This window comes from Streptomyces sp. DF42 (assembly GCF_058267695.1).
Window position 1 is genome coordinate 4055713 of sequence record NZ_CM177859.1, and the last position, 25854, is coordinate 4081566.

Here is a 25854-nt window from a genome sequence, read left to right on the forward strand (position 1 = left end):
AGAGCGCCGGGCCGGCCGCCGCCGCGCTCCACGGGTCGGGTGGTGCCGCCGGCCTGTTCCGATCCCCTGGTGACGAGTGCACCGCGCCGGTTCCTCACTTGTCGTGGGCTCGCTGGTTGGATGCCGGCTGACGGGGAGTCCTTGAGACTCCGCCGGCCTCGCGCGATCGTAGCGGCGTGGCAACACTCTGTAACACTGACGCCCCGGACCTCGCTGTACTGAGCAGAAGCGGGAAACGGGAAGGGTACAAAGTGGCAGACATACTCTTTGTAGTGCTCTTATTAGTGTTCCTCGTTGCGCTCGACAGGAAAAAAGAGGGTAAACCGCACTTTTTTTACATCTGCCTCACTTTCCTGACGCTCTATCTGGGGTTTGTCGTCCTCAATACGCTCGTTAACTAAGGCCTACGATCTTTGCTGTAAAGAGAAACCTCCAGGGTCGTCGCTGGGCCGTCCGAGGCAGACCGGTGGTGACAGACGATGACAACTGGCCACACGTCAGCTACCTGCCCCCAAACCCCTGAAACGCGGTTCACGTGCCGTGGACCATCCATGGACACGCCCCGCCACCGCGAGGGCCCATGGAGCCCTGACCGGCTGCTTTCCCTGAGACCGAAGGGCCCTCCGGAGCCGTTGCTTCAGGGGCGTAGATCGGCGATGTCAGCCTGTGCAACTTGATCAAGCCCTGCCTGGTGGTTCCCCGGAGACTCAGACAGAGAGCGTCTGCGCGGCATCGGTCGCGGATGGAGGGGCATCCGGCGCGCGGAGCCTGGCTCACCCCGGCGTTGCAGGAGCTGACAAGAGAAGATTTCTAACTAGCGTGGTCGAAGATCTCATCGCTCATGTCAGGAGTCAGCGTGGCCAACTTGGTCAGGCGGCAGGAAGTACCGGTTCCCCGGTGGGTTTCGGAGTGACGCCTTCCTCACCGCCCACCCCGGGCGCCTGGACTTCGGCAGCGCCGGGCACACGCACACGGCCGGCCTCACCGTCGAGGTCTGGGACGAGCAGCCCCCGGTTGCGCCCGGTGATTGGGATGACACCGCTCAGGCCAGCATCCTGTGCACCTCGGGGATGTTGCGTGCCTGGGGAGTGGCCGGAGGACCCATGCCATACAGGATCGAGTTGTCGGAGAAGTCGGGGACGTGGGGGGTGCGGGCCGTGTGTACCGGACGCAATGAAGTGGCGGAGCAGGCCAAGGTCGGCATCCCGGAAGGCGTTGAGCAATACACGGTGCAGTTCTGGCCGGAGGTGTGAAAGATGACGATGGTGTCGTCGGCCTGCCGGGCTCGTACCTCGGCTCCATAAGCGTCTGTCGCCTTCACCAGGAGCGCGTCCTGGTGTGCGGCCGGCCAGCTTTGGATCAGATAGGACTCCGCGACTTCGTCCACGGTTGTCTGGTCGACGGCGCTGTCCCGGATTCGCGCGTGGACGCGCAGTCGGTAGGCGCCCGGCCCCTGGGAGGCCAGCGAGGGCAGCTCCAGGGGGTCGTCCATGAGCGGGGTCACGAGGAGCTGCCCGGAAGGCGAGTGACATGAGCCATGAAGAACTGCCCATAGGGCTCGGCACTGTCCGTAGTGGCGTGCGCGGGGAGCTCCCATCCGTCCACCGTCGACCCAGGCAGAGCCGAGCAGACGCGGCCCATGGCGTCCAGGTCGTTCGTACAGTGGCGCGCTCCACCTGGACGCCATGAACCACGCCCGCTCCATGGTGCGTGGGTCGACGGCGGACGGATGGGAGCTGGGGAGAGTGGTGGGTTGAGGTGAGAGTGCGAAGCCCGGTTGTAGCGTGACCGCATGGATGAACCCCGGATCAAGGTGTACGGCTCAGCCACCGAAATCACTGTGTCGGCCAACGCTGCCGGGCTGCGGGACTTGGCCGAGCGACTCCTCGGTCTCGCTGCTCCCGAACTCCGGGACGGCTATCACGAGCATCTTGAGAGCGGCATCAACCTCGAAGACGGCTCAATCAGCCTGATCCTCGAGCGCGATGACAAGCTGTAGGCCACACTCCAGCTCGACGCCGTCTCGGGAGGAATAGCCAAGATCTGTGGATCAAGATCGTTCGGTGCGTTCGGTGCGTTGTGCGTTCGTCATTGAGTGATCTGGTGGTCAGGGGTCGTGGATGCTGGGGCGGGAGACGGCAGCTTCGGCGAACAGCCGGCGATAGAAGGGGCCGAGGCCGTCGGGGATGGACAGGGACTGGAACGCCTCCTGCGCCGGCAGAAGACGGCGGTGGGCCATCTCGAATCGTGGCTCCCAGGGGGCCAGACGCACCTCGGCTCGCCACATCGACCGGACCAGCACCAGCCCTTTCTCCGGCCCTCGCACGCAGACTCCCCGGCTGAACCCGAGGAGTCGGTAGTCCATCACCTCGGCGCAGGCTTCCTCACTGACCTCGCGGCGCATCGTGTCGACCCACTGCTCATGCCGCTCGGGGCGGCCGCCGGGCAGGCCCCACCGCTGTCCATCTGCGCTGACCACGACGATCCGATCGCCGGCGACGCACACCGCCTCCGCGCCGTGTGGCGTACCTGGCGGCGGGTCAGAAGGTGGATACCACGCAACGCGGCATTCCTGACCGTTGATGGATGCGGTGAAGTAGGCGCCATTCCCAGCAATGTCGTTCATGGTTCCTTTCCAGCGATCGGTTCAAGCGGCTGTGGGGACGGGATCCTCGTCGGGGCGTTCGACGAGGTGGCCTCGTTCGAAGCGGGCTCCGGCGCGGACCAGGGCGACGAGGTGGGGTGCGTTCACGGCACGCCAGCGGGTCTGGGCGGACTCGACGAGCTTGAACACCATCGCGAGGGCTGCCGCACGGGAGCCGGCGCCTTTGGTGACCTTGGTCCGCAGGCGGACGGTCGCGAAGGTGGACTCGATGGGGTTCGTGGTGCGCAGGTGGATCCAGTGCGGCGGGGAAGTCGTAGAACGCCAGCAGTTCGTCCTTGTCGTCGGTGATCTTCTTGACGGCCTTGGGGAACTTCGCACCGTACTGCTTGGTGAACGCCGTGATGGCCTGGGCAGCGTGCTCGCGGTCCTCGGCGTTGCAGATGTCCTGGAGAGCCTTCTTCGCCGCAGGCTGGGCCGACTTCGGAAGGCTGTCCAACACATTCGCGGTCTTGTGCAGCCAGCACCTTTGGCGGCGAGTTGAGGGGACCACCTCGTTGACCGCGTTCCAGAACCCGAGGGCGCCGTCGCCCACCGCGAGGACGGGAGCGCGCATTCCGCGCCGTGCAGCATCCCGCAGCAGGTTCGCCCAGGACGCTCGGACGAATCGCGGTAGCCGTCGGCCATGGCGATCAGGGCTCCATCAAGTTCCGTGATTGCGTGGAGGGTTGGCGATCAGCCGGTGGGGGCGGACAGCAGGGCACGGGGGTTCGTGATCATTGTGGTGTCGAAGCCAGATGCCGCAGGCGCGTGTGTGGGGATCGGTGCTCGCCGACGGGTTGTCCTTCCACGGCGGTCAGCGGGGGCCGGCCCAGAAGTGGCGGACGTAGTGGCGGCCGCTGCGCCAGGGGAGGCCGGGACCTCGGACCCCGTCCTCGTGCCACCAGTGCAGTATGGCGTAGACGGAGAGCAGGATGCCGGCCAGGAAGCCGAGGGTGAGGAGGGGCATTGCGTCGCCGTCCGGACCGGTACCGATCATGCTCAGGACGCACGTCACGACCAGGGCCAGGCTGAGGCCGGAGGCGAGGAGCCAGCCGAGGCGCCAGAGCTTGGTGGCGGTGAGGCTGAGGACGGTGATCGCGACGGGGTCGCCGCAGGTGGCGCAGGAGAGTGTGGCTCGGTGGGCGCCGGTGGCGGGACGTTCGAGGTCGATGGGATGGTTTCCGGTGACCCGAATCCGGGATGACCCATAGGCGGAGTCCGACACCAGATGCGCGTACGGCGTCGACGGTACCTGTCTCAGTTTGCGCGGCATGACCTCTCCCCTCGATCGGATCATCTGGTTATCACCAAGTGCGCCACGGCGTCCACCAGTTCGGGGGTTCCGCCCATCTCGACGCGGGGGCCGTCCGCGGTTCGGCCCTCATATACGGCGCCGCCGCAGGCCCGGACCACGGCGAGGCCCGGAGCGGTCGGGTCCGGGTCCTGGCCGAGGCCGAGGTAGGCGGGTGGATGCTCGCCTCGGGCCACGGCGGCGAGGTCGGAGAACGGGGATCCTGAGATGCGGAACTCCGGTACGGCCGGGGCGAGATCGGCGAGGAGGCAGAGTGCCTGGCTCCGGTCCTCTCCCCGACCGGGAGGGCGATGGCCAGTGTCCGGGCCGGATCTGTGCTCCCGTCCCGATCTCCCATCGCGACCGACATCGTGGCCGTACGGGTCCGTGGAGTCGATCCCCTGCCGGGCGATCCCGTCGTGCCGGCTCACCGCACGGTGTGCATCCCCGATTCGGGCGAGCCGTAGACCACAGTCGGTATGCGAGACGCGCTCGTGCCCCCAGCGTGCCCGGTCTGGCAGCATCCAGCGGGGAACAACGGGGAACACCAGCGAGCGGCGCAAGAACCCGCAGGTCAGCGTCTCGGCAGGTCAGCCCCGGCCCGCATACGCGATCTTCCAAACTGGTGCTCCGGACTGAGCTGCCGAGTTGACTGCGCCGTTCCACCACCGGTGTACTTCCGCGCATGTCAGGTGCCGATGACGAACAGTCACTCGAAGCTCACCCCACTGTCTCCCGGCCTGTGGCCGCGACGCAGGACTACATAGAGGGGAGGCTGTCTCAGTACCAGAAGTGGTATGACAAGAAGGCCGTTAAGACAAAGGCCATGCATCTCCGGATGAGGACGATATCCGTCGTCGGGGGAGCCTTGGTCCCTGTGTTAGTCAACCTTGACCTGTCATTCGCGAAACTTACCGCTACGGTGCTGAGCTTGATCGTTGTCGGTTCCGTCTCCTTGGAGAGCGTGTACCGCTATCGCGAGCAGTGGAAGAACTACAGGTCAACCGAACAGCTCCTCGGGCATGAGCGCATCTACTTTGAAACGAAAGTTGGGCCCTACTCAGGTCTCTCGGAGAGCGAAGCATTCACGACCTTGGTCGCCCGCGTAGAGAGCGCAATCGCGAACGAGAACTCTGCGACCCTCAACGTGATGACCTTGGGCGGCCAGGTAAGCGCCGACGTTCAAACACCGCCCGGCATCCCAGATGCCCGGCGAGAACTTCAGTAGATCGGGCGTGCCACTCGTGTGCCAGAACGGCCGGGGAATCACGGGGAACCAGGGCACGCACGGGCGCGGTCGGGTGACGCCACCAAAGACAGGGAACGCGCAGGTCGCGCCGGCCGCCACTCGACCTCGTGCCTAAAGCGGGTGTCGCAGGTTCGAATCCTGCCGGGGGCACAGTGTCTGACCAGCGCGTTTACCTCTCACAGGTAGGCGCGCTGTTCGTCGTAGCCATGGCATTAACCATGAAATGGGTTTTTGATCACGGCGACCACGAAGACCAAACGACGTCAGCGCGGCAGCATCCGTCCCAACGGGGCCGGCTTCCAGGTGCGGGTGTGATGGGTGGCGTTCGGCTGCGGACGGGTTCGGCGCCCCGCGTCGCGCGACGGCGGGCATCGCCGCTGCGCAGTTCAGGTGAGTCCGCCGAACGACCGGCTGTGTCATCCACGTTGAGCGCTGGAGTATCACCCGTACAGCGGCATCAGCAGGCACGGTCCGTAGATCAAACATACGGTTTTCTTTGCGCGGCGTCTTTGCCGAGCAGGAATTTCCGGTCTCCCGCTTTCGGGACCGTTGTCCCACGCGAGTGGACCACCGCACCGACACTGAAACGAAAGAGGCGAGTTCGATGTTGCTGGCCCAGGTCGCTCTTGTATCCGAAACCAAGCAGATCACCGCCGCGCAGCTCAGCCGTGTGACGGCCGCGCTGCAGAAGCAGGTCACCCGGGACTTCAGCCCACTCTGGAACGTCTCCGCGACCGTGGACGCGTTCGACCGATTGGAGGACGTCCCCGTCGGGTACTGGCCGGTCATCGTGGCCGACGACATCAATCAGCCGGCCGGTGTCGACGGAATCCACCTCGATGAGCACGGACAACCGTTCGCCCTCGTCCAGTACAGCGACAGCTGGTCGCTCACGGCGAGTCACGAGGTTCTCGAAATGTTGGCCGACCCGTCCGGCAACAGGCTCATGGCGGGCCATTCCCCCAAGCCGGACCAGGGAGTCGTTGAATTTCTGGTCGAGGTGAGCGATCCCCCGGAGGACCCGCAGTTCGCGTACACCGTGAACGGATTCCTCGTCTCGGACTTCATCACACCGCACTTCTACGATCCGGCGCCGGCCGACGGTGTCCGGTACAGCTTCGGTGGCAACATCAAGGAGCCCCGTTCGATCCGCGAGGGTGGGTACCTCAGCTGGGTCGACCGCACGACCAATCTCTGGTGGCAGCAGCGTTGGTTCGGCACGTCCAAGCCCGATTTCCACAAACTTGGGCGCATGACGAACCGAAGCGGCAGTATCCGGTCAGCCATCGACGCCGAAACCGAGACGGCCCACCGCATCGCCCAGGCCGGACCGCAGTCCCTCAAGTTCGCCGACGCCCGGACACTGACCTCGCAGATCAAGAAGACTACCGCCTCGCGGGCACAGGGCTGGCGGGACCAGATCGAGGCCCTGATGGTAGGCAAGATCGTCGAGGCTTCCTGGGAGAGGGACGAGGAGGACAATGAGTAGTGCGCCATCCCGAGAACGGGAGGACTGTCATGGGCGAAGCAGACGAAAAGGAGAGAAGGGCTCGTGCGGCCCGGCTGCGTCAGCAGATCGAGAGAATGAAGGCCGGGGCGTCAGGGCCGAGGCCGCCCCGCACGAATGAACCATCCGACGGCGAGAGCATGCGCGAGTTCTCCGAGCGACGCATGCGCGAGAGCGAGTCCGTCGAACCGGACGAGCAGGCGGAACAGGGCGAGGTGTAGGGCGCCTTGGGGTCGACGGTGTCCCACCGTCGACCCCAAGCAAGCTCCGGGATGTGGCATGGGGGTCTGCTGCAGGTTTGGGTGACAGGTTGACCTGCCCAAACCTGGGAAGCTCGGGTTCTTTGGCGGCGGTTGCTGCGCCGACCTGCGGCGGAGTCACCTTGGAGTCCTGGCCGCACCGCGGGCAGCTTCCCGTGGTTCCCCGTGGGATCTGGCACGCGCATCGCACGGCCCCTTCGCCTTCGAAGGCCCCTCGGCGGAGCCCCGGGGTGTCTGAGCCTCAGCCGACGACAGTCAGCCACGACGGTGGGCGCGCCCACCGGCCACGCACGCGTGTGCCTCGCCCCACCCTCACCGGCCTCAGCCACGCTGCCATGCCGTCGACCAGAGCCAGCCGCGCCGGCGGAAGCGTGGCGAGACCTTGGGTGAGACCTCTTCGTCCCGAAGCAACTTAAGGGGGTGTAACCGCCTACTCACGGGCCAGTGGCACCGGTGGTCGCGACGCTGAGGCGATCCAGCTCGCCAAAGGCAGACGGACTCCGTGCCCCGTGCCACTCTCGTGCCGGAACGGAGTGCGGACCGCCCAGGTCACGCCCGTGATCGCCCACCCTCGCTCCTGAAGCGGGTGTCGCAGGTTCGATTCCTGCCGGGGGCACTCTCGTGTGGGGCGCTGAATGTACAGATCAGCGCCTCACTGACCGTTCACGGGCACGCTGGTCAGCCGGGGTCTCCGAGACGTCCGGAAGAACGCCTTTGCTGAGCCGATGCGCTCACCCGATCTGGCGGTCGAGGTTGTAGGCGGCGCTGATCAGCGCCAGATGGGTGAAAGCTTGGGGGAAGTTGCCGAGTTGCTCGCCTGTTGGACCGATCTCCTCCGAGTACAGCCCGACGTGGTTCGCGTAGGTGAGCATCTTCTCGAAGGCCAGGCGCGCCTCGTCGAGTCGACCGGCCCGGGCGAGCGCTTCCACCCACCAGAAGGAGCACATCGAGAAGGTCGCCTCCGTGCCGACGAGCCCGTCGGGTGAGGCTTCCGCGTTGTATCGGTAGACGAGGCTGTCGGAGACCAGCTCCGCGGTGATGGCGTCGAGCGTGGAGATCCAGCGCGGGTCGGTGGGCGCGACGAACTTGCACAAGGGCATGATCAGCAGGGAGGCGTCGAGCACGTCGGTGTCGTAGTGCTGGACGAACGCCTGGCGGGCGGAGTTCCAGCCGCGCTTCATGATCTGGCTGTAGATGGTGTCCCGGACGGCCGTCCAGTGAGGCAGGTCGGCGGGCAGGCCGCGCTGGCGGGCGATGCGGACCGCGCGCTCGACCGCCACCCAGCTCATCAACCGGGAGTACGTGTAGTCACGCCGGCCGCCTCTCGTCTCCCAGATCCCCTCGTCGGGCTGGTCCCAGTGGTCCATCAGCCACTGGAGGTTGCGGGTGAGCTCCATCCAGCCGTCGTGGTAGAGCGGCCGCCCGTACTTGTTGCACAGGTAGACGGAGTCCATCAGCTCGCCGTAGATGTCGAGCTGCAGCTGGGTGGCCGCCCGGTTGCCGATCCGCACCGGCGCCGAGCCCATGTAGCCCTCCAGGTGGGAGAGTTCCTCCTCGGGCAGCTCCTCGCGCCCGTCGATGCCGTACATGATCTGCAAGGGGCCCGCTTCGCCGCAGTCGGCCGCGTGGCGGAAGCGCTGCTCCAGCCACTCCATGAACGCGCCGGCCTCCTCCGTGAACCCCAGCCTGAGCAGCGCGTAGAGCGAGAAGGCGGCGTCGCGCATCCACGTGTAGCGGTAGTCCCAGTTTCGTGCGCCGCCGAGTTCCTCCGGCAGGCTGGTGGTGGGAGCGGCCACGATCGCGCCGGTGGGCGCGTACGTGAGCAGCTTGAGCGTGAGCGCGGAACGGTGCACCGTCTCGCGCCAGCGCCCGCTGTAGCGCGAGCCGCGCAGCCAACGCCGCCAGAACGCCACCGTGGCGTCGAACTCGGCCGCGACGTCGGCATCGGCGTACGGCACCTGTCTCTCGCCGGGCTGGACGCGGTCGAGTACGAAGGTGGCCGTCTCGCCGGCCCGGAGGGCGACACGCCCTCGGATGTCCCGGTCGCCCACGATCTGGAGCGGGTGACGCGTCGAGAGGCTGAGTTGCAGCTCGGGAGAGCGGAAGAGCGCGCCGTACGGGGTGAGTTCGACCTCGTGGCGGGCGCGCGCGTAGTCGAAGCGGGGGACGACGTCGACGACGAAGCGCATCTGTCCGCGCACGGCCAGCACCCGGCGGATCATGCGGTGGCGGTGCGCGGCCTCACCGGTACGCGGCGGGGGCATGAAGTCCTGCACCTCCCCCACCCCGCCGGGCATCAGGAAGCGCGTGATGAGGATGGTGGTGTCGGGGAGGTAGAGCTGCTTGGAAGTCCAGCCGTCGCAGTCGGGCGCGATACGGAACGCTCCCCCGCGGTCGGCGTCGAGAATCGCCCCGAAGACGCTCGGCGAGTCGAAGCGGGGGCAGCAGTACCAGTCGATCGTGCCGTTGGTGCCAACGAGCGCGACGGTGTGCATGTCGCCGATCAGGCCGTGCTCGGCGATGGGCAGGTAGCGGGCGCTCGGCGCCTGCCGCGCTCCGCCGGACACGGTCTCCTCCACTCGGCCCGCAGGGCCGTCGCGCACCATCTGCGAGCGTCCTCCTCAGCCTCGGCCTCAGCCTCAGCCTCGGCCTCGGCCTCCGGCTTATGGCACGAGCACGAGCTTTCCCTTCGCCGCCGAGCGCTCGAGCATCTCGTGCGCTCGGCGGGCCTCGGACAGCGGCAGGCGATCGGCCACGACCGGGTGGATCTTGTGCTCACGGAGCAGTTCGAGCAGCGCGCGGAAGTCCGCCCGGTACTGGTCCGGATCCCGGGGACCTCCCCCCACAGCAAGCGCTGGGTGGCCGCCGGCCACGGGGACCAGCTGGCGGTGGCGGCCGTGCAGTTTCTGGATCCGGGGGGCGAGCACCCGCCGATGGCGCGGCAGCAGGCTCCAGAGACCGACGGCCCCGGTCGACGCGTACCACTCTGCCCACGCCCGCCAGTTCTTGTGCCCGTGCTCGAGGGTGGCGTAGTGGCCGTACACGACCAGCCGTCCGCCTGGCCTCAGCGCGCGGAAGGAGCGCAGGGACAAGGCACCGCCGAGCCCGTCGAGCACGACGTCGACCCCTCGCCCGGGGAGCTGGCGCACCCGCTCCAGGAAGTCCTCGTTGCGGTAGTCGATCGCCACCGCGCCGAGTCGTTCCACCGCGGCGCGGTCACGGGCGGACGCGGTCCCGTACATGGTGAGTCCGGCGGCCGCTCCGAGCTCGAGGACCGCGGTGCCCACTCTGCCGGCAGCACCGTGCACCAGCACCGTCTCGCCCCTCCGCACCCTCGCCACGCGGTGCAGGAGCTGGTAGGCGGTCATGTAGGTGAAGACGAGGTTCAGCACCTCTGCCGGGTCGAGGTTCTCGGGTACTTCGACCGCCTCCGCCTCCGGCACGCAAACGCGCTCCGCGTCCGCGCCCCACACCGTCAGCGCACCGATGCGGTCCCCCACCCGCAGCCTCGAACAGCCCGGGCCGAGCTCCTCGACGATGCCGACGAGGAGCTCGGCCCGGGCGTGAACGGCGGCTTCGGCACTCCGAGATAGGTGCCGGCGCGCAGCTGGGCATCGGTGAACGACACGCCTGCGGCCAGCACTCTGACGCAGACCTCACCAGGCCCCGGTCGGGGATCGTCGTCCTCCACGACCCTCAAGACCTCGGGACCGCCGAAATGATCAACGACGACGCGCTTCATATTTCCAGCCTAGGTGGGCTGCACTGCCCTCGCATCCGACGGATCCAGCGGCTCGAGCAGTACGAATCCGCCCCGAGTCGGGTTCCGATGCGGTGGCCGTCTCGCGGACTGCGCGGAACGGATTCAGCACACATGACGCCGGGAAACCCCGTGAACACGTGAGAACTACGGAGGGGCGTCTGCCTGGCCCAGCCAGGCCAAGCGGTCACATTTGCGCAGGTCAGGGCCTCGTCCAGGGGAAGCTCCCTTAAAGCGGGTGTCGCAGGTTCGAATCCTGCCGGGGGCACAGCAGGAAGGGCCGGTTCAGAGGCTTGATCCTCGTGAACGGGCCCTTTGCCGTGATCCCGGCCGTGCCACACCCGTGCCACAAGGCCCGCCAGGAGCCCTCATCACCGCGTTCCTTGCGGTCATCGATCCGAGCCGATCGGCGATCTCGCGGTCACGGCCGTTGACCATGTGCTGATAGATCAGCGCGGCGCGGGGTGTGCTGCGGCCCATCCGCGTCATCAGCTCACGCAGGCTCGCCCCGGAGGCGGCGAGGGTGTTCCCGGTGTGCCGAAGATCGTGGAAGTGCACGGCCTGCGTGATTCCTGCTTTGGCCGTGCGTTGATCGTGAGGCGTTGGCTCACGCCGCCGTATGGCTGACGGACGCGCTGTCTTTGATCAGGGACTGCGGGTCACAGTGCAGCAGTCTCAATGGAATCGCAGAATGCGGGACTGGAGCGGCATACCCAGCGACTTGGGAGAGCGAGGGCGGCCATGGGCACTGCGATCGACGACCCTCAACGACCCGGTCACGGGGGGAGGGTCACGAGCTGGCTGTCGAAGGTGTTCGAGCTCAACCCCGCGGGGATCAACTGGCCGCGAGCGGTGATGTTCCTGGACGTCGCCCTCGTACCGCTGATCGTCTTCTGGGCGATCGGGCATGAGCAGTACCTTCTCAGCGCCTTGTTCGGCCTCCTGTTCGCCGTGCTGGACGACCCGGGAGGCAGCTACGCACACCGCGCGTCGAGTATGGCCGTCTTCGCGCTGATCGGCGCAGGACTGACCGCGTTGGGGTTCGCCATTGGAGGAGAAGCCTGGGGCTGGCTGGTGCTCGCGGCCGTCGCGGTCACGCTGGTGGCCGGCCTGGCGGCCGCGTTCGGGGTGCGCAGGTTCGTCACCGCCATGCTTCTCAACCTGTGGTTCATCGTCACCCTCGGGGTCGCGTTCAGTTTCCACCACGACGCCCGCATCACCAGTTACACCTGGGCTCAGGTGCTCGCCTGGGCCGGAGGGGCGGCGCTGTGGATCGCAGTGACGTTCATCGGGTGGCTGATCCGCGGGCGCGCGGACCGGCCCCAGCCGGTCGCCGAGCTCCCCGGCGACACCTCGCGGAAGAGCCTGACCCGGCCACTGGTCATGTTCGCGGTGATCCGTGCTCTGGCCATCGGCGGCACCGCCGCGCTCGCGTTCGGACTGGACCTGTCGCACGGCTACTGGATGCCGATCGCAGCCATGGTCGCGATGAAGCCGAGCCTGGACCAGGCCGTGCTCGTGGGCGCGCAGCGTCTCACCGGAGCGCTGATCGGCGCCGCCGCAGCCGCGCTGCTGCTGCTCTTGCCCGCCAGCGAGCACGGACTCAGGCTGTTCGCCGTCGAACGCGGACTGGAAGTGGTCGCACTCGTCCTGTTGATGCACGGGGCGGCGATCCGCTTCTGGAACTACGCGTTCTACTGCGCCGCCATCGCCGCGGGAGTGCTCATCCTGGTGGACCTTCCTCAGCCCTCCGACTATGCCGCCGAGGGCTACCGGATGCTGTGGACGTTGTGCGGCGTGGGGATCGGACTGCTCGTCATGCTGCTCGCAGGTTTGCTCGCCAAGCGACGTGACTGAGAGCGAGCCGACCGAAGCAAACAGACGACGTCGACGCAGCCGTGCACGAGCCGGCCGAGGAACGGTTGCGCGGTCTGTGCATGCTCACCTTTCCTCGTGCCGCCGGTGACCCCCGCCGGCCGCTCTGGGTCGAGCTGTGGCCGCGGGTGGTGCACGAGCCCGCCCTGCGCGAGGCTCGGCTCGAGTTCCACGCCGCCTGGCGCGCGGCGATCACCCGGATCCTCGGCAAGCTGACCGACGACGTCGAAACTCTCACGCAGCGAGTGGTCGCCCTCATGGACGGGCTGAGCGTGGCCCTGCTGACGGGCGACACCGCATTCACCGTCGAACAGGCGTGGCAGCACGTGAAGGCACTGCGGCCCGCTGCCGATCGGGACACGCGGCGGAGTGCCTGGAAGGCGGTGTATCCGCCGTCGACAGGGAGGACGGCCCCTGTGATCCAGGAGGACTCAGACGAGGCGAGGAAGAGGACCGCGTCGGCGACCTCCTCGGCTGTGGCGAGGCGTCCGGCGGTCCGCTCGCCAGGCGGGGCTGCACCACGTCGGCCCGCACGGTCGAGCGGCTCGGCGAGGACACGGAAGCCGCCGCAGCCGACCTTCGGCACGCTGAAGCCCGGCGACTCGCGGCTTGGAGGAGGGCGTCAGTGTCATACCGAGCGTCGTGCAGGCGTTGTCGTGCCGGGGCCGTGTCGCTATTTGAGCTTGTCGGCGGTGAAGTAGCCGTCCGTGACAAGGGTGTCGTAATTGGTCTTGTCGATGCTCGTGGGCTGCAGCAGGAGGGCGGGCACGGCCTTGACGCCGTTCTTGTAACTCATGGAGTCGTCCACCCACGGCGACCTGCCGTTGAGTATGTCGTCGACCATGGTTGTGGCGGCCTGGGCCAGCAGACGGACGTCCTTGTAGACGGTCTGCGACTGCTGACCGGCGATGATTGACCTCACCGACGCCAGTTCGGCGTCCTGACCAGTGATGATCGGGAGGGGCTTGGCGTCGGAGCCGTAGCCGCGCGACTTCAGCGCGGACAGGACGCCCCTCGAGATGCCGTCGTACGGCGACAGGACCGCGTCGACCCTCTGACTGCGGTACCACTTGGTGAGGATGCCGCTCATGCGTTTCTGCGCGGTGGGCCCGTCCCAGCGCGGGGTGGTGATCTGGTTGAGCGCGGTCTCGCCGGACCGGACGACCAACTGCCTGCTGTCCAGAAACGGCTGCAGGTTCGTCATCGAACCGTTGAAGAAGAATTTGGTGTTGTTGTCGTCGGGGGAGCCGGCGAACAACTCGATGTTGAACGGGCCTTTGCCGTCCTCCAGGCCGAGCTTCTTGATGATGTAGTGGGCCTGGATCAGACCGACCATCTCGTTGTCGAAGGAAACGTAGTAGTCGACGTTCTTGGTGCCGAGGATGAGCCGGTCGTAGGAGATCACAGGAATGTGCGCGTCGGCGGCCTGCTGGAGCACGCCGTTCAGCGACCTGTTGTCGATGGCCGCGATGATCAGTGCGTCGACGCCCTGCCGGACCAATTTCTCGATCTGTGCGACCTGGGCTTTCGGGTCGTTGTCGCCGTAGACCAGTTCGGCTTTGTACTCCCTGGCCTTGAGGTCCTCGACCATGCTCTTGCCGTCGGTGAGCCAGCGCTCGGAGGACCGGGTCGGCATGGCGATGCCGACGGTATCGCCCTTGGACCTGGCCCCTGAGCCGCCCTCACTGTCGTTGCCGCAGGCGGAGAGGGTGAGGCCGAGGGAGGCGGATCCGGCGAGAACGGTTCTTCGATTGAGCATGGCGATCTGTTCCTTGTTCTTCTCGTCGTTGAGGGGATGACGGCGTATCAGACGTCGAGGGGAAGCAGTGGAGCGGGCCGGGCGGCAGGCAGGCAGGCAGCAGGGGGCGCGCCGCACCCGCTCTCAGGCGGTGCCGAGGGTCAGGTCCCGCAGATGGGGGCCGCACAGGTAGACCCCCGGGCGCTCTGGACAGACCGGACTTCGGACAGGGCCGTGCGTCGTGACGGATCAGCGCGGCGCCCTCGTGGATCCGCGGCCGCCGAGGTCGTCGGGGTCAGGTCGGCCGGCACGTTGTTTCGAGCCGGTGCCGCGTCCCGCCCGAGCTGATTCCGGCAACGCACAGGGCACTCGCCTTTCATTGTTCGAAATACCGGCACATGTTCGGAATGTTGGCGCGACGTTAAGGGGAAGCAACTGCGGTGTCAACAGTGCGAACTGGAACGGTTACAGAAGGTGCGACTACGGGATCAAGAGGACCACCGCGGAGTTCTTTCCGGCCTCGACAGAGGACGGCTCCAACGAGGAGGTGGCAGATCGTCGCGGTGTGAGCCGCCGCGCCGGGAGGCAGGGAGCGGGGGGCAGGGAGCGGGGGGGCAGGGCATGCCGGGCGCCCGATCCCTGTCGCCTGTCGCGCTCGCCGGGACGGTCAGTCCGGCAGAGGTTGCTCGGCCCAGATCGTCTTGCCCGCGGAGCCCCGACCTCTCCCGAAGCCCCCGCCGCCTGCCGTCGCGTGTCCGGGCCTTCCTCCCGGTCCAGGCGGATGACCAGGTCGTCCAGCCGGGTGAGCAGTTCGTCGGGCGTGAAGTCGGCGTCGGCGAGGGTCCGTACCGCGGTACGCAGGCGGCCCATCGTGGCCGAGGCGTGCACTCCGTGGCCCACGACGTCGCCCACCACCGGCGCCGACCCGTCCCCCGGACAGCGCGATGGCGTCGAACGACCCGGGACATCACCAGGGGCCGGTGAAGGACCTCCGCGCCACCGGAGTCCGGTGCGCCCTCATCTCCGGACGGGGCCTCCACGACGCGCGATCTCACACGGGACGCGCCCGAACCGCGGCGCGCAACGCATGGGCGTGCTGGACCGCGCGTCTCCCGGCCGTCCGAGGTCACAGTCTCCTTGCCCGCGGTGTGAGAGAGACGCAATTGAACTTCCCACACGGTCTAACGGGTCGGAAACCGCCGGGCACGGCGGTCGGACTAGCTTGGTGACGTATGAGGGTGTGGAAGCCGGTACGGCCGCTGCTCGCCAGACTGGGCACCATCGGCAGGATCGACCTGAACACGGGCGGCTCGGACGAGAGCCGTTCCGTGCGCCGCGACGGCGACCGAACCGCTCACGGCCATCGGTCAGTACCTGGCTGGCGCAGCATCAGAGGCCGGGCTGCGGTAGTCATCACGGTCCCGATCTGTCTGCTGCTGGCGGTGGCCGGTCTCGCCGTCGACGGCCGCGCCGAGGCCCTCGGCGACGCGCGCACGACCCGTGCCCAGGTGGGCCTCAGCCTGCGGGTCCAAGGCCTGGTGCACCAGTTGCAACGCGAACGCGGGCTGACCAATGGCCTGTTGGGAGGCGAGAAGGGGTTCCGCCCGACGTTGACCGTGACGCGCAAGCGCGTTGACACAGCCCTGCGCGTAATGCGCCGGGACAGCACCGTCGAGGGCGTCATCCGGCGGCACTTGGGGCGCCTCGCCGGCATCCGCGCCGCCGCCGACAGGACAACCGCCGACAGGGCCGCGACCCTCGCCTTCTACACCACCGCCATCGACGCCCTCAACACCGTCGATCCGGTGGCGGAGACCGCGACGCGCGCCGACCGTCGACTGGGCGACGGACTCGCGGCGTTGAGAGAACTTGCCGCTGCCAAGGAATCCGTCGCCCTGGAACGCGGGCTCCTCAACGGCGTGTTCGCCGAAGGCGCCTTCCATCGCCGCGAGTACCTCGCCTTCACCGAGGTGCGCGCCACCCGCGTCGCCGCCCTCACCCGCTTCCGGCAGGTCGCCACCGCACATCAACGCGCGGCCCTGCAGCACGCCTTCCAAACCGAGGACGCCAGGCGCGCCACCGCCTACGAGAACCGGGCGGAGGACGCTGCCGACGGCTCTGCCCTGCGCGCCGACGCCGGCACCTGGTGGAAGGCGATGACCGTACTCGTCGACGATCTGTACGCCGTCCAGCAGTCGGTCGGTGACGATGTGCGGGACCGGGCCGACCGGCTCAGCGACGACGCCGAGACGGCCCTGGCCGCCTACCTCGTCGCGGGAATGCTCGTGGCCGTCCTCGTCGCCGGCCTCGCCGCCTTCGCCGCCCGCTCCCTCACCCGCCCGCTCGGTGCGCTCGCCGAGGCTGCCCACGACGTGGCGCGGCACCGGCTGCCCCAGGCCGTCGCCCGTATCCAGCAGTCCCCACCGGACCAGGTGGAACTCCTCCTGGCAGAGGCTGCCCCGGACACCCCCGATGCGCGTCCGCTGGGCGGCACGGCCGAGATCGCCAAGGTCGCGTCCTCCCTGCGTCACGTGGAACGAACCGCCCTCCACCTGGCGGCCCAGCAGGCCGGCCTGCGCCGCAACACCACCGAATCGCTCGCCAATCTCGGCCGCCGCAGCCAGAACCTCGTACGTCGTCAGCTCGCTCTCATCACCCGCCTGGAACGGCAGGAACTCGACCCGGACGCCCTCGCCGAGCTCTTCGAGCTCGACCATCTCGCCACCCGTATGCGGCGCAACGCCGAGAACCTGCTGGTCCTGGCCGGGCAGAATCCGCCACGGGCCACGGCGGCACCGGCCGACAGCCTGGAAGTCGTCCAGTCCGCCGTCGCCGAGGTGGAGCAGTACCGGCGGGTGCTGATCGCGGCCGTTCAGCCGGTGCGGGTGCGCGGGCACGCCGTCGCCGACGTCGCCCACCTCCTTGCCGAACTCATCGAGAACGGACTGACCTTCTCACCACCGACCGAACCGGTCGAGGTGCACGGCTGGTACGACACCAAGGACGACACGTACTGCTTCGCCGTCGTCGACCACGGCGTCGGCATGTCCGAAGCCGACAAGGAACGCGCCCGTGTCCGCTTCTCCGGCTCCGGGGAGGAGGCCCTCCTCGCCGCGCCCGCCCGGTTCCTCGGCCACCTCGTCGTCGGCCGGCTCGCCCACCGCCTCGGTGAAGGCACCCAGGTCCACCTCTTCGACACCCCGGGCGGCGGCCTGTCCGCCCTCCTCGCTCTCCCGGGGCGTCTGCTCGCCCCCGAACAGCACAGCGCCGCGCCACCCCCGCCCGCCCGACCCGGCGTCTCCTCCCTGCTCAACGGCTTCCGAGCAGGTGTCGCCCGGGCCGAAGCCCGCACCACTCAAGGAGCGTCATCGTGACCACCGCCGTCCAGAGTTTCGGCTGGCTCATCTCGGAGTTCACACGCACCACCGACGGCGTCACCGACGCCGTCGCCGTCTCCTCCGACGGCCTGCTCATGGCCGCCTCGGACGGCCTCGGCCGCGATCGCGCCGACCACCTCGCCGCCGTCGTTTCCGGCATCACCAGCCTCGCCGAGAACGCGGCGACGACACACGGCTTGCGCGGCATGAAGCTCGTCATGATCGAAATGCTCGGGGGTTTCCTCATGGTCGGCCGCATCCGCGACGGGAGCTGCCTCGGTGTCCTGGCCGCCGAGGGCTGCGACGTCGGCCTGGTCGGCTACGAAATGGCCGTCCTCGCCGACCGCGCGGGCGAACTGCTCACCCCGCAGCTGGTCCGCGAACTCCACTCCGCGCCCGTGGCCGCGCGATAGGCGCAGCGCGCTCGTCGGCCCTTCCGACGACTCCGGCACCACGTACACCCCGCCGGGCGACACCGTCACGCAGGACTTCGAGTCCGGCTCTTACGGCGACTGGACGGCCGCCGGTGACGCGTTCGGCAGCGCGCCGGCGACCGGGGTGGTGGACTGGCGGTCAAAGGTCACCGGCATCGAGGGCAAAGCCTCCGCCGACAGGCTCCGTCAGCCACTCACCTGAGCGTGGCGATCGCGGTCGCCGAAGGCTACGCGGACGCCGACGGCGGCCAGGGCATCGGCCTCACCGACGCCATGAACGTCGCCCTCGCCGCCCCCTACCGCACCGACGCCCTGCTCACCACCGACCACCACTTCCGCATGGTCCGGCCCCTGACCGGCCACCCGGCATTCCGGCTCCTCCCCGAAGATCTTCAGGGAGGGCTCCTACTCGGCCTCGGACTCCTTGGGAGGACTCTCGTCTTCGATAGACGCACCGCGCTTGCCGAGTCTCACGTGCTCGTTCGAATAAATCCAAGCCTCTTGGCGATGAAGTACCCAAGACCGAAGGTGCCGCCGAATGCGCTCACAGAGGCCATTGCCGTCGTCTTGAGGCTCGCACCGACGAGGGCGAGCACCAGCTCAGCCATTAGTGCCACGCATGTCGACGTGAAAAGGATGACCCCGATGGCGAACGTGCGGATTTCGACGTCTTCCGACTCCCCTTGAGGAGTTTCACTTGCGGGAGGCGTCTGACCGGTTTCAATTTTGGGTGGCGGCTGATTTTTCACTCAATTCACCCTCTGATTGCGGGTGGCGCGCTGCTCGCCACCTTCGTTCCGACGCCCCCTCGCCCCCGTCGCCCCCGTCGCCGATGGCGGGCATCGGCCGGTTCGGCTGTACGAACGTCGGGTCGGCCGGGCCGACAGGTCAGCGAGGTCGCCCCTGTGCTTACGGTCGGTGAGGATCCGCATGCTGCGCAGGTGCTCGGAGCGCTGGTTGTCGAGGATGTCCACCGCGGTTGCGGCCCGGACTCCTGGAGCCCTGGGAGTGGGTGGCTGATCGACATGCGCAGCACTGTACACGAGGTGTATAAACTGCATGTATACATTGAGTGCTGAGTCCGCACGGGGCGCATGGTTCTCGCGGGCTGGGGGAGGCCTGTTTTCCCGGCTTGCCGCTGCGTCCGCTACCGGATTCGACCCCGGCCCGAAGCGATGGGCCCTCGTATCAGAAGCGCGACAAAGGCCCCCACCTGCACAGGCGTACCCAGCGCCATGATCTCAACACTGGGCGTATACATGCCACGTATACATGATATGTAGAGTGCTGGGCATGTCCATCGGCAATACCCTTCTGGGGCTCCTGGAGGCCGGTCCACGGCACGGTTACGACCTGAAGCGGGCCTTCGACGAGAAGTTCGGTCATGACCGGCCGCTGCACTACGGCCAGGTCTACGCGACGATGTCCCGGCTGCTGAAGAACGGCCTCGTCGAAGTCGACAGCGTCGAGGCGGGTGGTGGGCCCGAGCGCAAGCGGTACGCCATTACGGAAGCCGGGATCACCGACATGGAGCGCTGGCTGGCTACGCCGGAGAAGCCCGAGCCATACCTGCAGTCGGTGCTGTACAGCAAGGTCGTCCTCGCGCTGCTGACGCACCGGGACGCGGCCGGCCTCCTCGACACGCAGCGCTCCGAGCATCTGCGCAGCATGCGGATCCTGACCGACCGCAAGCGCAAGGGCGACCTGGCCGACCAGCTGATCTGCGACCACGCCCTGTTCCACCTCGAAGCGGATCTGCGCTGGCTGGAGCTGACCGCCGCGCGTCTGGACAAGCTCGCCGAGGCGGTGACCGCGTGACCCGTGTTCCTCCCCCTGGTTCTCTGCTCGCCGCCCAGGACCTGCGCAAGGCGTACGGGCCGACCACCGCGCTCGACGGCGCCGACTTCTCCATCCACCCCGGCGAGGTCGTCGCCGTGATGGGCCCCTCCGGGTCCGGCAAGTCGACGCTGCTGCACTGCCTCGCCGGGATCGTGACGCCCGACTCCGGGTCCATCACATACAACGGGCGTGAGCTGGCCACCATGGACGACGCCCGGCGCAGCGCGCTGCGCCGCTCCGAGTTCGGCTTCGTCTTCCAGTTCGGTCAGCTGGTGCCCGAGCTGACCTGTGTGGAGAACGTGGCGCTGCCGCTGCGGCTGAACGGCACCCCCCGCAAGGAGGCCGAGCGGGCCGCGCTCGGCTGGATGGAGCAGCTGGAGGTCGACGACCTGCGCAAGAAGCGGCCCGGCGAGGTCTCCGGCGGTCAGGGCCAGCGGGTGGCCGTGGCCCGGGCACTGGTCACCAACCCCCGGGTGCTGTTCGCCGACGAGCCGACCGGCGCGCTCGACTCGCTCAACGGCGAGCGCGTGATGGGGCTGTTCACCGAGGCGGCCCGCTCCACCAACGCGGCCGTCGTCCTCGTCACGCACGAGGCCCGGGTCGCCGCATACTCCGACCGCGAGATCGTCGTACGCGACGGCAGGTCCCGGGACATGGAGCGCGCCATATGAAGGTGCGCAGGGGGCACCTCCCGCTCGAGCGAAGTCGAGAGTGGGGGAGGTCCAGGGACCTGGGCATGGGGGTCAGATTCGCTTTCGCCGGCGGGCGGGAGGGGTGGGCGCGGATGCTGCTCACCGCCGTCGGCGTGGGGCTCGGTGTGGCACTGCTGCTGCTCGCCACCGCGCTGCCGAACGCGCTGGCCGTCCGGCACCACCGGGAGGACGCGCGCACCGACCTCACGTACAGCGTGGTGCAGCCGCTGAAGAAGGCGGACGACACGCTGGTGGTCGGCGAGGCCGGGACGGCCTTCCATGACAAGGAGGTGCGCGGGCGGGAGGTGCAGCCCGAGGGTCCCAGGGCGCCCCTGCCCCCAGGGGTCTCGAAATTTCCCCAGGTGGGCGAGATGGTGGTCTCTCCCGCACTGAAGCGGCTGCTCGAGTCCGGCGACGGGAAACTGCTGCGCGAACGGCTGCCGGAGCGGATCGTCGGCACCATCGCCGAACCCGGACTGATCGGGGCCCAGGAACTCGCCTTCTACCGCGGCGCCGACCACCTCGTGGTCAGGCAGGGCAGGGGCGGGGTCGAACGCATCGACCGATTCGGCGCTGGGCTCAAGGCCTCGGAGGAGACGGACCCCGTCCTCGTCCTGCTCTCCCTCGTCGTGTTCCTGGTGCTGCTGATGCCGGTGGGCGTCTTCATCGCCACGGCCGTGCGGTTCGGCGGCGAGCGCCGCGACCGGCGACTCGCGGCCCTGCGGCTGGTGGGCGCGGACAGCCGGATGACCCGGCGGATCGCCGCCGGAGAGGCCCTCGCCGGCTCCGTGGCCGGCCTGGCCTTCGGCACGGTCTTCTTCCTGCTCGTCCGGGAGCTCTCCGGATCCGTGGACCTGTTCGACGTGAGCGTGTTCCCCAGCTATCTGATCCCCTCCCCGGTGCTCGCCCTGCTGGTCGCGGTCGCGGTCCCGGCGGCCGCCGTGCTGGTCACGCTGTTCGCGCTGCGAGGCGTGGTGATCGAGCCGCTCGGCGTGGTGCGCACCGCGAAGCCCCCGCGGCGCCGGCTGTGGTGGCGGATACTGCTGCCCGTGGGCGGGCTCGGACTGCTCTACCCGATGATCGGCAAGGACCGGTACAGCAGAGACTTCAACCAGTACCAGGTCACCGGTGGTGTCCTCCTGCTGCTCGTCGGGGTGACCGCGCTGCTGCCGTGGGTCGTGGAGAGGGTCGTCGCCCGGCTCGGCTCCGGCGGGGTCGCCTGGCAACTGGCCATCCGCCGACTTCAGTTGAGCAGCGGCACGGCCGCCCGCATGGTGAACGGCATCGCGGTCGCGGTGGCGGGCGCCATCGCCCTGCAGATGCTGTTCTCCGGGGTGCAGGGCCACTACATCAAGGACACCACCAACGACCCCACCCGGGCCCAGATGTACGCGGACCTGCCGGACGAGGTCCCGCTCGCCCGGGCCGCGGCCGACTTCAGGGCGACCAGAGGCGTTGCGAAGGTCTACGCCTACGACGAGGGCCGTGTCCGGCGCACGGAAGCCGACGCGTCCGCCGCGGTCACCGTCGCCGACTGCGCGTCGCTGCGCGAGGTGGCTTCCTTCCCTTCCTGCAAGGACGGTGACGCCTTCGCCCTACGGGGTGGCGCCGATGAGGGCGATGAGATGGGGGCGGCCGACCTTTCCAGGGCCGGCACAAAGCTGTGGTTCGACGCGGTCGACGGCACCCTTGCTCATCACAGGCCCACGCCCTGGACCGTGCCGGCGGGTGTGAAGCAGGCACGGTCGATCGCGGACCCGTCCGGCTACAAGCGCGGCGGCCTGCTGCTGACGCCGGGCGCCCTGCCCTCGGGCGGCGCACATGGTCTGGACGGGGAGATCTACCTCGCGCTCGACCAGGGGCTGGTGGCCGCGCCGGAGTACGCGCGGAACACGGCCCGCCGTCTCGGCATGCCGACCGAGCCGGCGATGTTGGTGTCCAGCAAGAGCGACGACGCCTACGCCTCCATCCGCACCTTCCTGTTCGTCGGCGCCGCCTGCGTACTGGCGCTGATCGGCGCGAGTCTGCTGGTCTCGCAGCTGGAGCAGCTGCGCGAGAGCCGCAGACTGCTGTCGTCGCTCATCGCCTTCGGCACCCGGCGCCGCACACTGTGCCTGTCCGTGCTGTGGCAGACGGCGATCCCGATCGGCCTCGGCCTGGCGCTGGCCACGGCGGTCGGCGTGACACTGGGTGCGGTACTGCTGAAGATGACGCACAAGCCGGTGGGCGCGGACTGGGCGAGCGTCCTGTCGATGACCGGCGTCGGCGCCGCCGTCGTCCTGCTGGTGACCGTGCTCAGCCTGCCACCGCTGCTGCGGCTGATGCGCCCGGACGGCCTGCGCACCGAGTGAGCCATACGCCCCGAAGGCCCCTCTCCGCCAGAACCGCCGGCCAGAGTGCCGGAGCGTTCAGGCGGAGGGGGCCTCGGTGCACTGTCACGCCTGCCGTTCGCCGACGACGAGTGCGATGCCGTACGCGGGAACTTCGTTCTCGACCAGGTCGGACGGACCCGGGAAGCCCTGGCGGAGTTGCGCCGGCTGACGCGTCCGGGCGGGCGGACAGCCGTCAGCACCACCTCAGGTTCCTTGACGTCGGCACAGGGCATCGCCTCGCGGGCATCGAGCGTGACAAGGAGTCGGCGGAACGGAATGGGAGGGGTCACCGGGGTGCTGCGGGCGCCGGGAGTGGGGACCTGCGGGTTTCCGTCCACGGCTGGTGGTCATCCGCTGAGAATCTGACGCTTCTGGTCCGCGAACTCGGTTTCCGTCAGCACGCCCTGTTCTTTCAGTTCGCCCAGCTCCTTGAGCATGGCGATCTTGTCTTCTGTCGATCGTGACGCGGCCGGAGCCTGCGCGGGCGGGGCCTGCTGTGCCTCCTGCTGGGCCCACCGGCCCGCCTGCCGCCGGGACACGCGATTCGACACGGCCGTCGCGGTACCGGCTACGACAGCTGTGCGGGCGACGCCGCGAATGAGGCCTGGCATGTCGAACCTCCTGTGATCTGCATGCTGTTCACGCTCAAGCGCCGGCCGCCGCGGCCTCCGCCGAGTCGAGTGCCGCGATGACGTCCTGGACGGGGATCCTTCCGGCGGCCACCAGTCGGGCGCCGCCGCGCCTCAGGGCTTGGGCAAATGGTGCGGCCCAGCGGTTCTCGTACATCGCGATGGCTGCCGTACTGCCGGGGCCGATCGCCTTTCCTGCCTCTTCGATGTCGGCCTGACCGAGCAGTCCGGAGGTGGCGCCTTCGAACACCGCGAGATTCGTGTTCCCGTCCCGGGTGAGATCCGCCATCTCGACCGCTGTCACGGAGCCGTCGGGGGCCTTGCGGACGAAGGCCATGTCGAGGATGCGAATCAGGCCCCGGTCGACCAGGTCGACGAGGTACGGAAGGGCTTCGCCGGTGGGGCTCTTGCCCGGGTATTCGACCACCAGGTAGTCGATGGGGCCCACGTCGTCGAACGCGTCGCTTTCGTTTCTCACGGCAACTCCTCCTGGGGCGGAATCTCGGCACCCGGCCTCAGCCGGACCTTCGGCTGCTGTGGCCACGAGGATGGGGAGGCCGGATCCGGCCCTTGTTCCAGTGGACCACCCGACTGGTGGAGGCGCACGTTGGTCGGTCCCACGGTTCCCGCATGCCGAGGCCGCCATGGACGACGGCCGCCGCGGGCTCCGTAGCGCCCCGGATGGAAAGTCCGCGACGGCTACGCGGAGCGGCCGGGGTGCGTCACCGGCGTCCTCACCGCACGGCGACCTCCGTACCGCCGCTGGTACCGACCTTCCTCCCCGCACCGCCGGCCGTGGTCGCCGTCGCCCGGGCACTGCGGCGGGACGGGGCACGCCCTCAGCTGGTCAGGGCCGTGGCGCCGGCCCTCGGCATCGTCGTCCTCGTGCCGGCTCTTCTCGGAATGCTCGCCGCGCCCTCCGGCACAGCCGCGTACACCCGGCCGCCGACGGCCGGCCGGTCATCCGCGTCGGGTGATGCGGTCCGGCGCGCACCGGGGCTCTCCTGAAGACGTGAGTCACCCCAAAGCGCCGGAACAGAGAAGGGGTCCGAGATGGCTGATCAACCGACAGGGGCAAGCGGCTTCGCCGCCCTCGCCGAAGCCAACGCACCTGTGTTCGAGACGCTCGTCCAGATGACGCTCGACACGTTCGAGCGGTCCGGACTGGACCAGGAGACGTACCTGCTGGCACGCATCGCGGCTCTGGTGGCCATGGATGCCTCCGCTCCCTCGTACCTGCTCAACATCGGCACCGCCGCGGAAGCCGGCGTGCCGCTGGAGAAGATCCAGGGAACGCTCGTGGCGATCGCCCCCGTGGTGGGCAGCGCCCGCGTCGTGTCCGCCGCCCGCGCCATCGACGACGCCTTCGGGCTGGAACCCCCCGCAGAGGACGAGCAGTGACCACCGGCCCGGCCGAGGCGGCGATCCCCGGCCGCACTCGGCAACGGTCCTGAGACCCCTCGTCCCGCACGAACCGCGAACCTCTGCACGGACGACACCACACAGGAGAAGCAATGGGCAGCAATGTGTACCTGGCCTACGACTACCCGGTCCTCGGAGCCTTCTGGACGATCATGTGGATCTTCCTGTGGGTCATATGGATCTTCCTGCTCTTCCGCGTCATCGTCGACATCTTCCGCGACGACTCCATGAGCGGCTGGGGCAAGACGGGATGGCTGGTCTTCACGATCGTCCTCCCCTTCCTGGGCGTCTTCGTCTACCTCATCGCACGGGGCAAGGACATGGGCAGGCGTGAACAGGAGCACGCCAGGGCCCAGAGGGAAGAGACGGACCGCTACATCCGCAGCACGGTCGGCACCACCGGCCCGGCCAGCGAGGCGGACCAACTCGCCAAGCTCTCGGAGATCCGGGCCCGCGGCGACATCTCCGACGAGGAGTTCCGCCAGGCCAAGGAAAAGGTCCTCCACTCGTAACCGCACGCGACGCAAGCCACGACAGGAGGACGGAAGCCCGGAGCGGCCCACCGCCCCCGGTGCCCTTGGCGCTGCTTCATGCGCGCCGCGCCCATTCGGTCCGAGCCCGACGGGGCAGGGCACCGAACGTAGAGCATGCCATCGGACGAGTGCGCAGGTCGGATCGCACGTCAGATGTCAGGTCGGATCTCAGGTCATCGCAGCCGCCGGACCGCCGGGCCGCCCGGGTTCCTCTGCGATGGGCAACGCCGGC

24 protein-coding genes and 6 pseudogenes are annotated in these 25854 nt (G+C 68.4%); 16 read left to right on the forward strand and 14 right to left on the reverse strand.

Translation table 11 applies throughout. The features are described from left to right. Positions 1–1042: 1042 nt before the first annotated feature. A complete protein-coding gene (locus ACYUED_RS18325) occupies positions 1043–1504 on the reverse strand; it encodes a hypothetical protein (protein ID WP_491293353.1) in 462 nt (153 codons plus the stop codon). Positions 1505–1792: 288 nt separating this feature from the next. On the opposite strand from ACYUED_RS18325, the gene ACYUED_RS18330 reads away from it, so the two are divergent. Next, positions 1793–1999: an Imm32 family immunity protein gene (locus ACYUED_RS18330; protein ID WP_491293354.1), complete on the forward strand. Its 207-nt coding sequence runs from the start codon at positions 1793–1795 to the stop codon at positions 1997–1999. A gap of 108 nt (positions 2000–2107) precedes the next feature. Here the strand turns inward: ACYUED_RS18330 and ACYUED_RS18335 are convergent, their stop codons facing one another. The 4 genes and pseudogenes from ACYUED_RS18335 to ACYUED_RS18350 form a co-directional block, all read right to left on the reverse strand. Continuing rightward, positions 2108–2626 carry an NUDIX domain-containing protein gene (locus ACYUED_RS18335; protein ID WP_491293355.1) on the reverse strand — a complete coding sequence of 173 codons (519 nt, stop codon included), beginning with the start codon at positions 2624–2626 and terminating at the stop codon, positions 2108–2110. A gap of 21 nt (positions 2627–2647) precedes the next feature. After that, positions 2648–3298 (reverse strand): annotated as a pseudogene (locus tag ACYUED_RS18340) (IS256 family transposase); the annotation flags it as partial. A gap of 160 nt (positions 3299–3458) precedes the next feature. After that, positions 3459–3917: a hypothetical protein gene (locus tag ACYUED_RS18345; protein ID WP_491293356.1), complete on the reverse strand. Its 459-nt coding sequence runs from the start codon at positions 3915–3917 to the stop codon at positions 3459–3461. A 20-nt stretch (positions 3918–3937) separates the two neighbouring features. Next, on the reverse strand, positions 3938–4366 hold the full coding sequence (locus tag ACYUED_RS18350; RefSeq protein ID WP_491293357.1) for a hypothetical protein: 429 nt from the start codon (positions 4364–4366) through the stop codon (positions 3938–3940). 254 nt (positions 4367–4620) lie between these two features. Between ACYUED_RS18350 and ACYUED_RS18355 the strand changes: the two genes are divergently transcribed. From ACYUED_RS18355 to ACYUED_RS18365, 3 genes are all read left to right on the forward strand, one after another. Further along, positions 4621–5163 carry a DUF4231 domain-containing protein gene (locus ACYUED_RS18355; protein ID WP_491293358.1) on the forward strand — a complete coding sequence of 181 codons (543 nt, stop codon included), beginning with the start codon at positions 4621–4623 and terminating at the stop codon, positions 5161–5163. 517 nt (positions 5164–5680) lie between these two features. Continuing rightward, the gene (locus ACYUED_RS18360) at positions 5681–6673 is read left to right on the forward strand and encodes a hypothetical protein (protein ID WP_491293359.1); all 993 of its coding nucleotides are present in this window, start codon (positions 5681–5683) and stop codon (positions 6671–6673) included. Positions 6674–6702: 29 nt separating this feature from the next. Continuing rightward, positions 6703–6912 carry a hypothetical protein gene (locus ACYUED_RS18365; protein ID WP_491293360.1) on the forward strand — a complete coding sequence of 70 codons (210 nt, stop codon included), beginning with the start codon at positions 6703–6705 and terminating at the stop codon, positions 6910–6912. Between the two features lie 770 nt (positions 6913–7682). On the opposite strand, the gene ACYUED_RS18370 is transcribed toward ACYUED_RS18365, so the two are convergent. The 3 genes and pseudogenes from ACYUED_RS18370 to ACYUED_RS18380 form a co-directional block, all read right to left on the reverse strand. Beyond that, positions 7683–9557 (reverse strand): glycoside hydrolase family 15 protein, encoded by a 1875-nt coding sequence (locus tag ACYUED_RS18370; protein WP_491293361.1) that lies wholly within the window; start codon positions 9555–9557, stop codon positions 7683–7685. 57 nt (positions 9558–9614) lie between these two features. Continuing rightward, complete coding sequence (locus tag ACYUED_RS18375; RefSeq protein WP_491293362.1) at positions 9615–10451, reverse strand: zinc-binding dehydrogenase; 837 nt, start codon at positions 10449–10451, stop codon at positions 9615–9617. A gap of 545 nt (positions 10452–10996) precedes the next feature. Beyond that, positions 10997–11287: pseudogene (locus ACYUED_RS18380) on the reverse strand (hypothetical protein); the annotation flags it as partial. A 165-nt stretch (positions 11288–11452) separates the two neighbouring features. Here ACYUED_RS18380 and ACYUED_RS18385 point away from each other — a divergent pair. Together ACYUED_RS18385 and ACYUED_RS18390 are read left to right on the forward strand one after the other, a co-directional pair. Further along, positions 11453–12568: an FUSC family protein gene (locus ACYUED_RS18385; RefSeq protein ID WP_491293363.1), complete on the forward strand. Its 1116-nt coding sequence runs from the start codon at positions 11453–11455 to the stop codon at positions 12566–12568. 41 nt (positions 12569–12609) lie between these two features. Further along, positions 12610–12909: pseudogene (locus ACYUED_RS18390) on the forward strand (TetR family transcriptional regulator C-terminal domain-containing protein); the annotation flags it as partial. 113 nt (positions 12910–13022) lie between these two features. Here the strand turns inward: ACYUED_RS18390 and ACYUED_RS18395 are convergent. The 3 genes and pseudogenes from ACYUED_RS18395 to ACYUED_RS18405 form a co-directional block, all read right to left on the reverse strand. Continuing rightward, positions 13023–13172, reverse strand: a pseudogene (locus tag ACYUED_RS18395) (hypothetical protein); the annotation flags it as partial. 87 nt (positions 13173–13259) lie between these two features. Further along, positions 13260–14345 carry a multiple monosaccharide ABC transporter substrate-binding protein gene (chvE, locus tag ACYUED_RS18400; RefSeq protein ID WP_491293364.1) on the reverse strand — a complete coding sequence of 362 codons (1086 nt, stop codon included), beginning with the start codon at positions 14343–14345 and terminating at the stop codon, positions 13260–13262. 690 nt (positions 14346–15035) lie between these two features. Then, positions 15036–15279 (reverse strand): annotated as a pseudogene (locus ACYUED_RS18405) (SpoIIE family protein phosphatase); the annotation flags it as partial. Positions 15280–15556: 277 nt separating this feature from the next. On the opposite strand from ACYUED_RS18405, the gene ACYUED_RS18410 reads away from it, so the two are divergent. The 3 genes from ACYUED_RS18410 to ACYUED_RS18420 all read left to right on the forward strand — a co-directional run bounded on the left by ACYUED_RS18410 (position 15557) and on the right by ACYUED_RS18420 (position 18822). Continuing rightward, a complete protein-coding gene (locus ACYUED_RS18410) occupies positions 15557–17698 on the forward strand; it encodes a sensor histidine kinase (protein WP_491293365.1) in 2142 nt (713 codons plus the stop codon). Continuing rightward, positions 17695–18114 (forward strand): roadblock/LC7 domain-containing protein, encoded by a 420-nt coding sequence (locus ACYUED_RS18415; protein ID WP_491293366.1) that lies wholly within the window; start codon positions 17695–17697, stop codon positions 18112–18114. Before ACYUED_RS18410 ends, ACYUED_RS18415 begins: the two co-directional genes overlap by 4 nt. Positions 18115–18339: 225 nt before the next feature. After that, complete coding sequence (locus ACYUED_RS18420; protein WP_491293367.1) at positions 18340–18822, forward strand: PIN domain-containing protein; 483 nt, start codon at positions 18340–18342, stop codon at positions 18820–18822. Positions 18823–19022: 200 nt separating this feature from the next. On the opposite strand, the pseudogene ACYUED_RS18425 reads toward ACYUED_RS18420, so the two are convergent. Further along, positions 19023–19112 (reverse strand): annotated as a pseudogene (locus tag ACYUED_RS18425) (PadR family transcriptional regulator); the annotation flags it as partial. A 316-nt stretch (positions 19113–19428) separates the two neighbouring features. On the opposite strand from ACYUED_RS18425, the gene ACYUED_RS18430 reads away from it, so the two are divergent. The 4 genes from ACYUED_RS18430 to ACYUED_RS18445 all read left to right on the forward strand — a co-directional run bounded on the left by ACYUED_RS18430 (position 19429) and on the right by ACYUED_RS18445 (position 23404). Further along, positions 19429–19953, forward strand: a complete 525-nt coding sequence (locus tag ACYUED_RS18430; RefSeq protein WP_491293368.1) for a PadR family transcriptional regulator — start codon at positions 19429–19431, stop codon at positions 19951–19953. Beyond that, positions 19950–20645 carry an ABC transporter ATP-binding protein gene (locus ACYUED_RS18435; protein ID WP_491293369.1) on the forward strand — a complete coding sequence of 232 codons (696 nt, stop codon included), beginning with the start codon at positions 19950–19952 and terminating at the stop codon, positions 20643–20645. The genes ACYUED_RS18430 and ACYUED_RS18435 overlap by 4 nt, the downstream gene beginning before the upstream one ends. 65 nt (positions 20646–20710) lie before the next feature. Beyond that, the gene (locus ACYUED_RS18440; protein ID WP_491293370.1) at positions 20711–23017 is read left to right on the forward strand and encodes an ABC transporter permease; all 2307 of its coding nucleotides are present in this window, start codon (positions 20711–20713) and stop codon (positions 23015–23017) included. A 45-nt stretch (positions 23018–23062) separates the two neighbouring features. Then, the gene (locus ACYUED_RS18445) at positions 23063–23404 is read left to right on the forward strand and encodes a class I SAM-dependent methyltransferase (RefSeq protein WP_491293371.1); all 342 of its coding nucleotides are present in this window, start codon (positions 23063–23065) and stop codon (positions 23402–23404) included. On the opposite strand, the gene ACYUED_RS18450 is transcribed toward ACYUED_RS18445, so the two are convergent. Beyond that, a complete protein-coding gene (locus ACYUED_RS18450; protein WP_491293372.1) occupies positions 23386–23649 on the reverse strand; it encodes an SHOCT domain-containing protein in 264 nt (87 codons plus the stop codon). The two genes, ACYUED_RS18445 and ACYUED_RS18450, sit on opposite strands and share 19 nt — an antisense overlap. A 34-nt stretch (positions 23650–23683) precedes the next feature. Then, positions 23684–24145 (reverse strand): DUF6325 family protein, encoded by a 462-nt coding sequence (locus ACYUED_RS18455; protein ID WP_491293373.1) that lies wholly within the window; start codon positions 24143–24145, stop codon positions 23684–23686. Between the two features lie 239 nt (positions 24146–24384). On the opposite strand from ACYUED_RS18455, the gene ACYUED_RS18460 reads away from it, so the two are divergent. The 3 genes from ACYUED_RS18460 (at position 24385) to ACYUED_RS18470 (ending at position 25601) form a co-directional block, all read left to right on the forward strand. Next, a complete protein-coding gene (locus tag ACYUED_RS18460) occupies positions 24385–24675 on the forward strand; it encodes a hypothetical protein (protein ID WP_491293374.1) in 291 nt (96 codons plus the stop codon). A gap of 45 nt (positions 24676–24720) precedes the next feature. Further along, the gene (locus ACYUED_RS18465) at positions 24721–25068 is read left to right on the forward strand and encodes a carboxymuconolactone decarboxylase family protein (RefSeq protein ID WP_491293375.1); all 348 of its coding nucleotides are present in this window, start codon (positions 24721–24723) and stop codon (positions 25066–25068) included. Positions 25069–25181: 113 nt separating this feature from the next. Beyond that, on the forward strand, positions 25182–25601 hold the full coding sequence (locus tag ACYUED_RS18470) for an SHOCT domain-containing protein (RefSeq protein ID WP_491293376.1): 420 nt from the start codon (positions 25182–25184) through the stop codon (positions 25599–25601). Positions 25602–25854 lie beyond the last annotated feature (253 nt).